Consider the following 13633-nt stretch of genomic DNA (forward strand, 5'->3'; position numbering starts at 1 on the left):
CTGCTGTGCTCGGTTCCGCGTGCTCAGTTCCGCCGCACGAAGAGGGCGATATTTCCGCCGGGCCCGTCCAGCCAGTACCGCTGTACGAACAGCGCGTGCAGCAGCCGCCATTTGGCCATTTCCCGGTCGTTGTGGCGGAACCACCGGGTGCGGTCCACGCCGTCGGCGGCGACCAGCCAGACCCGGCCGGTGCGGGCCAGCCGCGCGCGGATCTCCCGCAGCGGCGCGTCCCGCCCGTAGAGCGTGCCCGACTCCGCGCCCGAGACGCCGAGCGTGAGGTCCGTGAGCCCGGCGAACCGCTCCGGGTGGGCGAGCCCTACCCGGCGTTCGTAGGTGGGCACGAAGAAGACGCCGTCCCCGGGGGCGGCGTGGCGCGCGACGGCCGCCGCCACGGCCGCGAGGTCGTCCGGGCGGCCGGTCCGCAGCCGTTCGCGCTGCTGGGCGGGGAGCTGGCACAGAAACGCCACCACGACCGCGGCCGCGCCCGCCGCCGCCACCACGCGCGGCGGCAGCCGCCGGGACCGCCGTACGGCCGCCGCGACCACCAGCCGCTCGGCTCCGGCCGCCGCGGCCAGCGCCACGCCCGGCAGCGAGAAGAGCAGATAGCGGTCGAGGAAGACCGGGTGCCACTGGGAGACCACGAAGAGCAGGGCGGCCGGCAGCAGGGCGAGTGGCAGCGCGACGGCGGACAGGCCGAGCGGGCCGCGGCGCGGCAGCGGGCGCCGGGCTGCCACCGCCAGCAGGAGGCACACCACCACGACGACCGGCACGGACGGCCCGGCGAACGACCGCAGCAGCAGCCAGGCGGCGCGCAGCCCTGGCGGGTAGAGCCAGTTCAGCTGGTGGCTCTGGCCACGGGACAGCGCCACGAGAGGCAGCAGCGCGAGGGCCACCGCGCAGGCCGCGGCCGCCCAGCGCCACCACACAGCCCGCGGCACCCGTGAGACCAGCAGCGTCAGCGCGTGCGCGGCCAGCACCAGCACGGCGCACTCGTGGAGCAGCGCGGTGAGCGCCGTGACCGCCGCGTACGCCGTCCAGTTCCGGGCCCGGCCGCGCCGTACGGCACTCGTCAGCAGCAGCGTGGACAGCGCGGCGCCGGCCGTGACCAGCGCGTAGGAGCGGGCCTCCTGCGCGTAGTGGCTCACCGTGGGGAAAGCGGCGAAGAGCAGCCCGGCCCACAGGCCGACGCGCGGCGCGGCCAGCCGGCTGCCGGTCAGCGCCACCAGCCCGGCCGCGGCCGTCGCGCCGAGCACGGAGGGCAGCCGCAGCGCCGTCTCGCCGCCGCCCAGCAGCGCGCGGACGCCGTGCATCAGGGCGTAGTACAGGCCGTGCACCGCGTCGGCGGTGCCGAGCAGATGCCAGAGCTGGGGCAGCGAGCGGCCCGCGACCTGCGCGGTGGCCGCCTCGTCCCGCCACAGCGTCCCGCGGTCCAGTCCCCACAGGCCCAGCGCGAGCATGACGGCGCACGGGATCAGCACCGCGATCAGGGTGGCGCGGCGCCGCGCGCGCGGACCGCCGCGCGCGGTCAGCGGGGCGCGGCCGCCCGGCACCGCGGACGGCGGCCGCTCCTCCTGGGGGTCGGCGACACCCGGCCCGCTCATGGCTCCGGCAGCTCGTACGGGCTCGGCAGCGGGAAGTACGCCTCCAGGAACGGCCGCAGCAGCGCGAGCTGGTCCGCCAGGTCGGTCTCCTCCGACTGGGTGTCATTGAGGCAGAAGACGTCCCGGTCGCGGCGGGCGAGCAGCCGGTCCAGCCGGTCGGCGGCGTTGGGCCGGGAGAGGTCGAGGTAGGAGTAGGCGATGTCGGCGGGCAGCGCACGGCCGGTGTGGAAGGCGTAGTAGTGGTGCAGCGAGGACGGGATGGAGATGTCGTCCATGCTGCGGAAGCGGTGCGAGGCGGTCGCCCGGTGCTCGGCGGTGAATTCCCGTTCTATCTCCGTGAGCACGCTGCGCCGCAGGGCGTGCGGGACGTGCTTCATCTTCTGCACCGGTGTGGTGCCGAAGCGGGCCTCGATGAGCGCGCGGTTGTTCTTGCCCGCGACGGACACCGGGACGTCGTCGTCGCCGGGCGGGCCGAGCGGCACCAGCGCGGGCGAGGGGAAGTACTTCGTCAGCCCGTTGGCCAGGAAGAAGTCGTGCGGTGACGCCTCGCGGCCGAGGAAGACGTCGTCGTTGAAGTAGAGGAAGTGCTCCGAGAGGCCCTCGATGTGGTGCAGCTGGCTCTCGATGGCGTGCGAGTTGAAGGTCGGCAGCGCGCTCTGGTCGGTGAATATCTCGCGGTGGCTGACGACCTTCACGCGCGGGTGCGCGGTGTTCAGCCAGGGCGGTACCTGGTCGTCGGTGACGAGGTAGATGTCGCGCACCCAGGGCGCGTACATGTCCAGCGAGCGCAGCGAATAGCGCAGCTCGTCGCGGTTGGCGTAGCGCGCCGCGTTGGCCGCCTCGTCGTGGTACGCCTGTCCGGTGTACGCGGCGCGGCGCTCCAGCCAGGCCGGGTCGGCGCCGTCCACCCAGGTGTAGACGACGTCGACGGGGAAGGTGAGGTCGCCGGGGAGCGGGACGGTGAAGTCGCGGTAGGTGGCCACCCGGGGGGCGCGGTCGTCGCCCGAGCCGTTGGGGCAGGTGAAGAGCGCGGCGGGGACGCTGATCCGGTGCCCTTCCGCCGGTACCCACTCGGTGACGGCGTTCCGCCGCGGGGCGATCAGCCGGTCCCCCTCGCGCGGCCAGAACTCCACGTCGCAGCCGTACGCCTCGTCCAGCACGAGCGACCGGCCGGGGTCGGTACGGAACCAGGTGACCCGGAACAGCCCGGCCCGCGCGGCCCGGTGCCAGCCGCCGGAGTCGTAGCCGGGCACGGTGTGCCGGACCTCGTTGCCCGGGGCCAGCAGGGAGACGTAGCCGGGCAGCGCGCGGCACCGGGCGGCCAGCGCGGCGAGCGCGCGCGGACCGTCCTCCGCGGCCACCGCGACCACGCCCCGGCCGCGCTCCTTGCCGCGAACGCAGAAGTGGCCGACGCCGGCCTGCTCCAGGGTCTCGGCGACGGTGACGAGGTTGTCGCGGCGCGCCCGGGCGGGTGAAAGGTCGTGCTGCACAAGGGCGATACGTGGGTGCCCGTCGGCCATCGTGACGGCCCGGCCGGGCCCGGCGGCGAGGGCGCGGTGGCACAGCGCCACGCCCCGGGTGCGCAGCCCGGACAGGTGCCGGGCCGTCGCCAGCCAGCTGACCTGCTGCTTGATGCGGCGGCGCAGCTCCGGGGTGGAGCGGGTCGCGATGGCCCGCCGCAGGTGTTCCGGTACCGCCTTGCGGTAGACCGACACCAGGGTCGACGCCTCCGGGTTGATCCGCCGCACCGTCCCCGCGGCGCGGCGGGCACCCGGATGCCGTACGGGCCTGCGGCGTGGCTCGGCGGTCCGCTGTCCCATCTGTGCACTCACTCCGGTCTCCCCCTTCGCCTCTCCCCGCGGTCCGGTCATTTACCCCTATGGGCGTTTGATGCAACTATGACGCCGTACGTCCGGGTACACATCCCCTGCGCACCCGGACCCCGTGGGTGTTCACACGCCCACGGGGGAGGCTCACGTAAGGGATGACTCGCCAGGGCGCGAGAAGGATGCCCTGCCACGTGCCCAGCGGGCGCCGCCCCGCGTCCCACGGAAGGGAGCACCGGCCGCCATGGACCAGGCCCTGCTGTCGCGAGCGGTGAAAGCCGGCCGCCGTGCCCGCCGCGCGGCGGCCGGCGTACGCCGCCGCATCGAGCGCGTCGACACCGTCCCGGTGCTCGCCGCACGGCTGCGCCCGCGGCCCGTGCTGCGCCCCGTCCACCTGTCCGTACTGGGCGGCCGCACCCTGAACGTGGCGGTGCGTTACCCCCGCCGCGCCCACGGGATCGGCACCGCGCTGCTCCATCTGGACCACCGCGGCCACCGCCGGACCGCCGCGCTGACCCCCGAGGCCCAGCCCGACGGCACCCTGCTGCTCACCGCCACGGCCCCGCTGCACTTCGCCCCGCACGGCGAGCCCGCCGAGTACGCCGAGCCCGGCGCCCTCGCGCTGGGCCCCGGCCTCTGGCGGCTGTCGCTGGCCGTGACGGACACGGCGGGCCGGGAGATCGTGGCCGGCCTCGGCGCGGCCCCGCCCCGCACCGCCGGCGGCCCGACCCTCCCGCACTCCCCCGACCCCGGCAGCGGAGCCCTCTTCCGCCCAGTGCGTTCCGCCGACGGACACGCGCTGCTCAAGGTGTCGGCCCCCGCCCCGCAGGCCGAACTGGTCGCGCTCGGACTGCGCTGGGACCGCGTCACCGTGCAGGTCCGGCTGGTCGGCCCGCTGCCCCGGCACGCCGTCTGGACGGCCGAGGCGGTCCGGCAGGGCGCCGGTTCCACCGTGCTGCCGATGCCGCTGGAGCAGCACTCGGGCCACCTCACGGCCGACCTGCCGCTGCCCGCGATGGCCGCCGACGGACACGTCCAGCACACCTGGGAAGTACGGCTGCGGTCCGGGCGGACCCGGCTGAAGGTCGGCCGCCGGCTGACCGACGTACGCCGCCCGAAGCGGGTCTTCCGTACGCCCTACCGCTCGATAGCGCTCGCGGACGGCCGGCTGCTGCGGGTGCACGCCCACTTCTCCGCCGCCGGGACCCTCGCCGTCAGCTGCGCCGCGTACGCACCACCCGCCCGCGCCCACGAGACCTCGGAGGACCGGCCATGAGGATCACGTTCCTGCTCACCCTCGGCGACGAGATGGGCGGCACGGAAATGGCCGCGTACACCCAGGCGGCCCACCTCGCGGCGCGCCACGACGTCGAGGTGCTGAGCGTCTTCCGCACCCACGCCGAGCCGTTCTTCCCCGCCGCCCGGGACGTCCGGCGCCGCTATCTGGTCGACCGGACCGGGCCGTACGAGCGGCCGGTGCGGGCCAGCGCTCTGGACGAGGCGGCCTGCCGCACGCTGGCCGCCCTCCCCAGTGAGCTGATCAAGCCGGCCTGGGAGCACACGTTCAACCGGCTCTCGGACATCGAGCTGGGCGCCGCCATCGCGGGGCTGGACACCGACGTCCTGGTCACAACGACGCCCGCGCTCATGGCGGCGGCCGCGGAGCTCGTGCAGGGCCGGGTGATCACCGTGCACCAGGAGCACCGCGCCTCGCAGCTGCGCGGGGTCAGCGGCGAGCCGCTGCTGATGTACGCGCCGCGCATCGACGCGCTGGTCTCGCTGACCGAGCGCACCGAGGAGTGGTTCCGCGAGTCCCTCGGCCCGGCAGCGCCCGAGCTCGCCACCATCCCCAACGCGCTGCCCGACGGCTACCGTCCGCGCTCCGACCTCACGGGCCGGCTCGTCGTGGCCGCCGCCCGGCTGACGCCCGAGAAGCAGCTCGACCACGCCGTACGGGCCTTCGCGCAGGCCGCGGAGGACCACCCGGACTGGCGGCTGCGGATCTTCGGTGACGGCCCGCAGGCGGTGCGGCTGCGCCAGCTCATCGACGGCCTCGCCCTGCACGACCGGGTGGAACTGCTCGGCCGGACGCCGGACATGGCGGCGGAGTGGGCGAAGGCGAGCCTGTGCCTGCTGCCGTCGCGCAACGAGGCGTTCGGGCTGGTGCTGGTCGAGGCGTTCGCGGCGGGGGTGCCGGCGATCGCGTACGACATCGTCACCGGCCCCGCCGAGATCATCCGGCACGGCGTGGACGGGCTGCTCGTGCCGCCCGCCGACGTCGACGCGCTGGCCGCGGCGCTCGGTGAACTGATGGGTGATCAGGAGCGGCTGCGGGCGTACGGGAACGCCGCGCGCGCCGGCGTGTACGAGCGCTTCTCCGGCGAGCGCGTCACCGCCGAGTGGGAGCGGCTGTTCGAGAAGCTGGTGGCCCGCCGCGACGGCCCGGACCGGCTCGCGGCCCGCGCCGACCGCACCGCGCTGCGCATCGCGGCCGGCGGCGGCCGGGCGTTCAGCGTGGCGGCCCCGCACGGCGGCCCGCTCGCCGCCTCCGCCGACACGCAGAAGGCCCGCGAAGTACTGCTCAAGGCCCAGGACCGGACGGGCCGGCTGGTGCGCTCCGCCGGGCGCCTCGCCGAGCTGCGCGACGACCTCACCGCGCCGCAGGCCGCCGACCGCAACCTGGAGCTGGCCACCGACGCGCTCACGGCACACGGCATCGGCTACGTCCTGCTGCGCGACGACGCGCTCGCGCACCGGGTCGCGGTGGCCGTGGAGGACCGGGAGCGGGCGCTGGCCGCGCTCGCCGAGGAGCTGGCCGGCGAGCCGGTGTACGGCGAGCTGGTCTCGCCGCGCGGCCACGCGCCGGGCGCGCTGCTGGCCGAGCGGCTGCGGGAGGCCGGCGAGGTCGCGGGGGTGCGCGTCTTCAAGCCGGTGACCAGCGAGAGCCGCACGCTGCGGTACGGCCCCGGATTCGGCTGCACCGTGGAGTTCTGGGCCGAGGACGAGGACGGCTGGCGGGAGGCCCCGCGCGGCACGACCCTCCTCGGGCCGCGGCTGCCCAGCCTGGAGCCGACGGCCAAGTGGCGGGTCGCGGACCGGGACCACCCCACGCTCGCCGCCTTCACCGACACCCTGATGTGGGACATCGACTTCCCCGTCGACGTCGTCTACACCTGGGTCGACGACTCCGATCCCGACTGGCGGGAGCGGCGGGACGCGGCCCTGCGGGCGGCCGGCTTCGCCACGGACGGCGTGGACAGCAGCGACGCGCGCTTCCGCAGCCGCGACGAACTGCGGCACTCGCTCCGCTCGCTGGCGATGTACGCGCCCTGGGTCCGCACCGTTCACCTCGTCACCGACGACCAGGTGCCCGACTGGCTGGACATCGCGCACCCGGGCCTGAAGGTGATCGACCACCGCGAGCTGTTCGCCGACCCGTCCCTGCTGCCGACCTTCAACTCGCACGCCATCGAGAGCCAGTTGCACCGCATCGAGGGCCTGTCCGAGCAGTTCCTGTACATCAACGACGATGTGTTCTTCGGCCGCCCGGTGCCGCCGTCGGCGTTCTTCCACAGCAACGGCACCGCGCACTTCTTCCGCTCGCCCACCGCCGTACCGCCCGGCGAGGTCACCGAGGACGACGAGGGCTACTTCGCCGCCGCCAAGAACAACCGGGCGCTGCTGAAGCGGGAGTTCGGCCGGGTCGCCACGCACGGCTTCCTGCACGCCCCGCACCCGCTGCGGCGCAGCGTCCTCGCGGAGCTCGCCGACCGCTTCCCCGAGGAGGTGGCGGCGACGGCGGGGAGCCGCTTCCGGGCCCGTACCGATCTCTCCATCGCTTCGTCCCTGCACCACTACTACGGATACCTGACCGGGAAGTCGACGCCCGCGACCATTTCCTGCTCCTTCGCGAACGCCGGCCGCTACGACCACCACACTGTCCTCAGCCGCCTGCTCGCCACGCGCAGCCACAGCGTCTTCTGCATCGGGGACTCCGCCGACGCCGAGGTGCCGGCCGCCGAGCAGGACCGGGTGGTGCGGGCCTTCCTGGGCGCGTACTTCCCCGTACCGTCGCCGTACGAGCGCGGCTGAGCCGAGCAGAAGGAGCAGGAGCGAGATGACCTGGCTGATCACTGGTGGCGCGGGCTACATCGGCGCGCACGTGGTGCGCGCGATGACCGGCGCGGGCGAGCGTGCGGTGGTCCTGGACGATCTGTCCACGGGCGTGGCGGAGCGGGTGCCCGAGGGCGTGCCGCTCGTCGTCGGGTCGACGCTGGACCGCGGGCTGCTGGACCGCACGATCAGCGAGCACGAGGTCAGCGGGGTGGTGCACCTGGCGGCGAAGAAGCAGGTCGCCGAGTCGGTGGAGCTGCCGCTGCTGTACTACCGGGAGAACGTGCAGGGGCTGCGGACGCTGCTGGAGGCGGTGGCGGCGGGCGGCGTCGGCCGCTTCGTCTTCTCCTCCTCCGCCGCGGTCTACGGGATGCCCGACGTGGACCTGGTCACTGAGGAGACACCGTGCGTGCCGATGAGCCCGTACGGCGAGACCAAGCTGGCGGGCGAGTGGCTGACCCGGGCGGCGGGCCGCGCGCACGGCATCTCCACCGCCTGCCTGCGCTACTTCAACGTCGCGGGCGCCGCCGCCCCGGAGCTCGCCGACACCGGCGTCTTCAACATCGTCCCGATGGTCTTCGAGAAGCTCACCGAGGGCGCGGCGCCGCGGATCTTCGGTGCCGACTACGACACCCCGGACGGCACCTGCATCCGGGACTACATCCACGTCGAGGACCTGGCGGACGCGCACCTCGCGGCCGCGCGCAAGCTGGCCGAGCGCGGCCCGGTCCGCGACCTGACGCTCAACATCGGGCGGGGCGAGGGCGTGTCCGTCCGCGAGATGGTCGACCTCATCACGGAGGTCACCGGATACGGGGACCTGGCGGCGGAGGTCACGGCGCGGCGGCCCGGCGACCCGGCGCGGGTGGTCGCGGCTGCCGACCGGATCACGGCGGAGCTGGGCTGGAAGGCCCGGCACGACGTGCGCGACATGATCGCTTCGGCCTGGGCGGGCTGGCTGCTGCAGCACCCGGAAGCCCGCCGCGACTGAACAAAGTCCGTACTTTTCCCATACCGCCGGACAACCATCTCCTCGTCACACCCGTCTCACAGGTAGCGGACAGCCCTCTCATTCCGGGCAATCCGCTATCTGTGCCCGGTCCGATACGAGGAGTAGTTACCGCAATGCCCAGCTCCACCGCTGTGCCGCGCTTCAGCATCGTCGTGCCCGTCTTCAAGGTGCAGGGCTACCTCCGCGCCTGCCTGGACTCCGTCCTGGCGCAGACGTACGGCGACTTCGAGGTCGTCGCGGTGGACGACCGCTCGCCCGACGGCTCCGGGGCGATCCTGGACGAGTACGCGGCCCGGGACCCGCGCGTGATCCCGCTGCACCTCGCCGAGAACAAGGGCATCGGCAACGCCCGCAACGAGGGCGTGGCGCGCGCCCGCGGCGACTACCTCCTCTTCCTCGACAGCGACGACACCCTGCTGCCCGACGCGCTGGAGTCCATAGCCGGCCGGCTGACCGAGACCGAGGACCCCGACGTCCTGGTCTACGACTACGCGCGCACCTTCTGGTGGGGCGAGGCCAAGCGCAACCGCGACGCCGAGGTGCTCTCCGCACCCGGCCCCGAGGTCGGCACCATCGACGACCGCCCCGAACTGCTGCGCCTGTTCACCGTCGTGTGGAACAAGGCGTACCGCCGCGACTTCTACCTCGCCGGCGGTTTCAGCTTCCCCGACGGCTTCTACGAGGACGCGGTCGTCGTCTACGAATCGCTCTTCAGCGCCGAGCGCATCGCGCTGCTGGACCAGGTCTGCGTGCACTACCGGCAGCGCCGCCAGGGCAACGCGCTGCGCACCCCCAGCCGGGAGCACTTCGCCGCCTTCGACCAGTACGAGCGGCTGTTCGCGTTCATCGAGGAGCGGCCCGGCCTGCACCAGTGGCGCGCCTTCCTCTTCGAGCACATGATCGACCACTATCTCTTCATCCTGGCCCGCCCCGACCGGGTGCCCGCCGCGGCCCGCGCGGAGTTCTTCCGCCGCGCCGCCCGGCACTACCGCCGCTACCTGCCCGCCGACTTCCTCCGGCCCAAGGGCGTGATGGGCGTCCAGTACGACGCGCTCGCGCGCGGCTCGTTCCCGGCCTACACCGCGCTGAAGCTGGCCGCGCGGGGCCGCAAGAAGGCGGCCGGGCGGCTGAAGAAGGTCAAGCACACCCTCGGCAAGCAGGCGTACGCGCGCCTCTACCAGCTCCAGTTGCACCGCCCGCTCGACCCGCACCTCGCCGTCTACGCCGCGTACTGGAACCGCACCCCCGCCTGCAATCCGCTCGCGATCTACGAGAAGGCCAAGGAGCTGGCGCCGCGGGTGCACGGCGTCTGGGTGATCAGGAAGGGCATGGAGGACACCCTCCCCGAGGGCGTCGACCACGTGATCGTGGGCTCCCCGCGCTACTGGGAGGTGATGGCCCGCGCCAAGTACCTGATCAACAACGTCAACTTCGCCGACGGGATCGTCAAGCGCCCCGGCCAGATCCACCTCCAGACCCACCACGGCACCCCGCTCAAGCGGATGGGCATCGACCAGCAGCAGTACCCGGCCGCCGCCAAGGGCATGAGCATGCGCAAGCTCCTGCAGCGCGCCGACCGCTGGGACTTCAGCGTCTCGTCCAACCAGCACACCACCGAGCAGTGGGAGCGTGTCTACCCCTGCGCCTTCCAGTCGCTGGACACCGGTTACCCGCGCAACGACGTGTACTACCGCGCCACGGCGGCCGACGTCCTGGACATCCGCGCGCGCCTGGGCATCGCCCCCGGCCGCACCGCCGTCCTGTACGCGCCCACCGTCCGCGACTACCAGACCGGCTATGTGCCCCGGATGGACCTGGAGCGCGTCACCCGCGAGCTGGGCCCCGACGTCGTCCTGCTGGTCCGCACGCACTACTTCTACGGCGCGAACCCCCGGCTGGCCGAGCTCCAGGAGCAGGGCGCGCTGATCGACGTCTCCCGCCACCCGTCGGTCGAGGAGCTGTGCCTGGCCGCCGACGCGCTGATCACGGACTACTCGTCGATCATGTTCGACTACGCCAACCTGGATCGGCCGATCATCACGTACGCCGACGACTGGGACGTGTACGTGAAGTCCCGCGGCGTCACCTTCGACCTGCTCTCCGGCGAGCCGGGCGACACCCCCGGCATCGTCGCCACCACGGAGGACGAGCTGATCGCCGCCTTCCGGGACGGCGCCTGGGACGGCGAGGAGGCCGCGACCCGCCGCGCCGCCTTCCGCGCCCGCTTCTGCCAGTGGGACGACGGCCACGCGGCGGAACGCGTGGTCCGCCGGGTCTTCCTGGACCAGGAGGCAACACCGGAGGTCGTACCGCTCGCCGAGCGCACGGTGGCGCCGACGCCGGTGGCGGCGGCCGCCGCTACGCCAGTGACCTCCCTGCCGGTGCAGACGGCAACCGGGGACCCCGCCGCAGCCGACCTGCACTTGGCAGGCTGACCGCGCCCCATCAGGGGCGCGGGGAACTGCGCGACCAGCCACGCACGGTCCGCAGCCGACAACCGCGCCCCAGCGGAGCGCCAACGCGGAGCGCTAACGCGCTCCAAGCGCGCTCGCCACCGCCGCCGCGAGCTCGTCCAGATACCCGGCCGGAAGATCCCCGCGGAGCACCACCACCCGCCAGTACAGCGGCCCGGTAATCAGATCCAACGCCAGCCGTACATCCACGTCCGGCGACAGCTCCCCGCGCGACACCGCCCGCGCGACCATCGCCCGAGTCATCGACTCCTGGGAGTCATGCAACGCCGTCCGCAACGCCTCGGCGATCTCCGGGCTGCGCGCAGCCTCCGCCAGCAGATCCGGAATGATCTGCGCCGCCATCGGATGCCGCAGCGCCCGAGAGGCGACTTCCAGGAGCATCCGCACATCCCCGCGGAGCGACCCCGTGTCCGGCACCGGCATCCCCTCGGCGGCCAGCGCGGTCACCACGTCCAGGACGAGGTGCAGCTTGGAGCGCCAGCGCCGGTAGACCGCGGTCTTGCCGACGCCCGCCCGGCGCGCGATGCCCTCGATCGACATCCGCCCGAACCCGACCGCCGCCAGCTCCGCGAAGACCGCGGCACGAATCGCGGCGGTCTTCTCCTCGCGCAGCACGGCGGCGCCGGCCGGCGCCCGGCGGGGCGACGGCGCGGTCCGGCCCGGCGACGCGGGCCGTTCACCCGTCGCCGGGGAGGCCGCTTCCGACGGTGCTGGGTCCTTTGCCATGCAAGGGAGCATAGCGTCGCGACGCAACGGTTGCGTTTCGACGTCCCGGCACCCTACTCTCGGGTTGCGACGATACGGAGCCGTCTCGTCGTGAGTTTCTCAGCCTCGCGGGCGCCGCCGGCGCCCTGCCGCGCCCGCGTCCACGCACGAAAGCGGACTGATGTCTCAGACCCTCACGCGTCCGGCCCCCGCCGCCCCGCCGGACCCCGGCCCGCGCGCCCTCGCCGAGAAGTACGGCCTCACGGTCAGCGGCCGCCGCCCCTCGCTCCCGGAGTACGTCCGGCAGCTCTGGCGGCGGCGCCACTTCATCTCCGCCTTCTCCAGCGCCAAGCTGACCGCCCAGTACAGCCAGGCCAAGCTGGGCCAGCTCTGGCAGGTGGCCACCCCGCTACTGAACGCGCTGGTCTACTACTTGATCTTCGGCCTGCTGCTCGGCACCCACCGGCACGTGCCGGACTACATCCCGTTCCTGGTCACCGGCGTCTTCATCTTCACGTTCACGCAGAGCTCGGTGCTCGCGGGGACCCGGGCGATCTCCGGCAATCTCGGCCTGGTGCGGGCGCTGCACTTCCCGCGCGCCTGCCTGCCGATCTCCTTCTGCCTGATGCAGCTCAAGCAGCTGATGTTCTCCATGGGCGTGCTCGTGGTGATCCTGCTGGCGTTCCGGCAGGTCCCCGGCTGTTCCTGGCTGCTCGCGATCCCCGCGCTGTGCCTGCAGTTCGTCTTCAACACCGGCCTCGCGATGATCATGGCGCGGCTCGGCAGCAAGACCCCCGACCTGGCCCAGCTCATGCCGTTCATCCTGCGCACCTGGATGTATGCCTCCGGCGTCATGTACAGCTTGAGTGTGGTGACCGCGGGCAAGGACATCCCCGGCTTCGTGCACTTCCTGCTGGACATCAACCCGGCCGCGGTCTACATCGACCTGATGCGCTTCGCGCTGATCGACTCCTTCACCGCCGCACAGCTGCCCCCGCACGTGTGGGCCTGCGCGCTGGGCTGGGCGGTCGTGATGGGCGCGGCGGGCTTTGTGTACTTCTGGAAGGCGGAGGAGCGGTACGGCCGTGGCTGAGCAGCAGAACACCGAACTGGAGCAGCCCGCGGTGGAGCAGGCCGCGGCCACCGAGGAGCGCATTCCGACCGTCATCGCCGATGACCTGCACATCGTGTACCGGGTCTACGGCTCGGGCGCGGGCCGCGGCAGCGCCACCGCGGCGCTGAACCGGATCATCCGCCGCAAGCCCTCCACGGGCGTGCGGGAGGTGCACGCGGTCAAGGGCGTGTCCTTCACCGCCTACCGGGGTGAGTCGATCGGCCTGATCGGCACCAATGGCTCGGGCAAGTCCACGCTGCTCAAGGCGGTGGCGGGCCTGCTGCCGGCCGAGCGCGGACACGTCTACACCCACGGCCAGCCCTCCCTGCTGGGCGTCAACGCCGCCCTGATGAACGACCTGACCGGCGAGCGCAACGTCATCCTCGGCGGCCTGGCCATGGGCATGACCCGCGAACAGGTCCGCGAGCGCTACCAGCAGATCGTCGACTTCTCCGGCATCAACGAAAAGGGCGACTTCATCAGCCTGCCGATGCGCACCTACTCCTCCGGCATGGCCGCCCGGCTGCGGTTCTCCATCGCCGCCGCCAAGGACCACGACGTCCTGGGCACTGGCCACCGGTGACCGGAAGTTCCAGAAGCGGTCGGAAGCCCGTATCCGGGAGCTGCGCAAGGAGGCCGGCACGGTCTTCCTGGTCAGCCACAACAACAAGTCCATCCGGGACACGTGTGACCGGGTGCTGTGGCTGGAGAAGCGTCCTCAAGGAGTACGAGGCGTTCACCAAGAAGTGAGCCGCACGCACGGACATGGGGAAGGCCCCGGAGCATGA

The 13633-nt window shown here is 73.1% G+C and carries 8 protein-coding genes and 1 pseudogene; 6 read left to right on the forward strand and 3 right to left on the reverse strand.

Going from position 1 to position 13633, the window contains the following annotated elements:
• Positions 1-23 precede the first annotated feature (23 nt).
• Both IF04_RS0103165 and IF04_RS0103170 read right to left on the reverse strand, forming a co-directional pair.
• Positions 24-1601 (reverse strand): glycosyltransferase family 39 protein, encoded by a 1578-nt coding sequence (locus tag IF04_RS0103165; RefSeq protein WP_051830608.1) that lies wholly within the window; start codon positions 1599-1601, stop codon positions 24-26.
• Positions 1598-3421 carry a stealth family protein gene (locus tag IF04_RS0103170; RefSeq protein WP_051830609.1) on the reverse strand — a complete coding sequence of 608 codons (1824 nt, stop codon included), beginning with the start codon at positions 3419-3421 and terminating at the stop codon, positions 1598-1600. The genes IF04_RS0103165 and IF04_RS0103170 overlap by 4 nt, the downstream gene beginning before the upstream one ends.
• Positions 3422-3671: 250 nt before the next feature.
• On the opposite strand from IF04_RS0103170, the gene IF04_RS0103175 reads away from it, so the two are divergent.
• The 4 genes from IF04_RS0103175 to IF04_RS0103190 all read left to right on the forward strand — a co-directional run bounded on the left by IF04_RS0103175 (position 3672) and on the right by IF04_RS0103190 (position 10987).
• A complete protein-coding gene (locus tag IF04_RS0103175) occupies positions 3672-4703 on the forward strand; it encodes a hypothetical protein (protein WP_051830611.1) in 1032 nt (343 codons plus the stop codon).
• Positions 4700-7519 (forward strand): stealth conserved region 3 domain-containing protein, encoded by a 2820-nt coding sequence (locus IF04_RS0103180; protein ID WP_030250421.1) that lies wholly within the window; start codon positions 4700-4702, stop codon positions 7517-7519. Before IF04_RS0103175 ends, IF04_RS0103180 begins: the two co-directional genes overlap by 4 nt.
• A gap of 25 nt (positions 7520-7544) precedes the next feature.
• On the forward strand, positions 7545-8531 hold the full coding sequence (galE, locus tag IF04_RS0103185; protein ID WP_030250424.1) for a UDP-glucose 4-epimerase GalE: 987 nt from the start codon (positions 7545-7547) through the stop codon (positions 8529-8531).
• A gap of 134 nt (positions 8532-8665) precedes the next feature.
• A complete protein-coding gene (locus IF04_RS0103190) occupies positions 8666-10987 on the forward strand; it encodes a bifunctional glycosyltransferase/CDP-glycerol:glycerophosphate glycerophosphotransferase (RefSeq protein ID WP_030250426.1) in 2322 nt (773 codons plus the stop codon).
• Positions 10988-11080: 93 nt separating this feature from the next.
• Here the strand turns inward: IF04_RS0103190 and IF04_RS0103195 are convergent, their stop codons facing one another.
• Positions 11081-11752, reverse strand: a complete 672-nt coding sequence (locus IF04_RS0103195; protein WP_078599788.1) for a TetR/AcrR family transcriptional regulator — start codon at positions 11750-11752, stop codon at positions 11081-11083.
• Between the two features lie 160 nt (positions 11753-11912).
• Between IF04_RS0103195 and IF04_RS0103200 the strand changes: the two genes are divergently transcribed.
• Complete coding sequence (locus IF04_RS0103200; protein ID WP_030250431.1) at positions 11913-12824, forward strand: ABC transporter permease; 912 nt, start codon at positions 11913-11915, stop codon at positions 12822-12824.
• Between the two features lie 61 nt (positions 12825-12885).
• Positions 12886-13633: pseudogene (locus tag IF04_RS35435) on the forward strand (ABC transporter ATP-binding protein).

The organism is Streptomyces violens (assembly GCF_000717745.1).
Lineage (GTDB): Bacteria > Actinomycetota > Actinomycetes > Streptomycetales > Streptomycetaceae > Streptomyces > Streptomyces violens.

Coding starts and splice junctions, on each gene's coding strand:
- IF04_RS0103165 (WP_051830608.1), bottom strand. CDS start 1,601: ATGAGCGGGCCGGGTGTCGCCGACCCCCAGGAGGAGCGGCCGCCGTCC.
- IF04_RS0103170 (WP_051830609.1), bottom strand. CDS start 3,421: ATGGGACAGCGGACCGCCGAGCCACGCCGCAGGCCCGTACGGCATCCG.
- IF04_RS0103175 (WP_051830611.1), top strand. CDS start 3,672: ATGGACCAGGCCCTGCTGTCGCGAGCGGTGAAAGCCGGCCGCCGTGCC.
- IF04_RS0103180 (WP_030250421.1), top strand. CDS start 4,700: ATGAGGATCACGTTCCTGCTCACCCTCGGCGACGAGATGGGCGGCACG.
- galE (WP_030250424.1), top strand. CDS start 7,545: ATGACCTGGCTGATCACTGGTGGCGCGGGCTACATCGGCGCGCACGTG.
- IF04_RS0103190 (WP_030250426.1), top strand. CDS start 8,666: ATGCCCAGCTCCACCGCTGTGCCGCGCTTCAGCATCGTCGTGCCCGTC.
- IF04_RS0103195 (WP_078599788.1), bottom strand. CDS start 11,752: ATGGCAAAGGACCCAGCACCGTCGGAAGCGGCCTCCCCGGCGACGGGT.
- IF04_RS0103200 (WP_030250431.1), top strand. CDS start 11,913: ATGTCTCAGACCCTCACGCGTCCGGCCCCCGCCGCCCCGCCGGACCCC.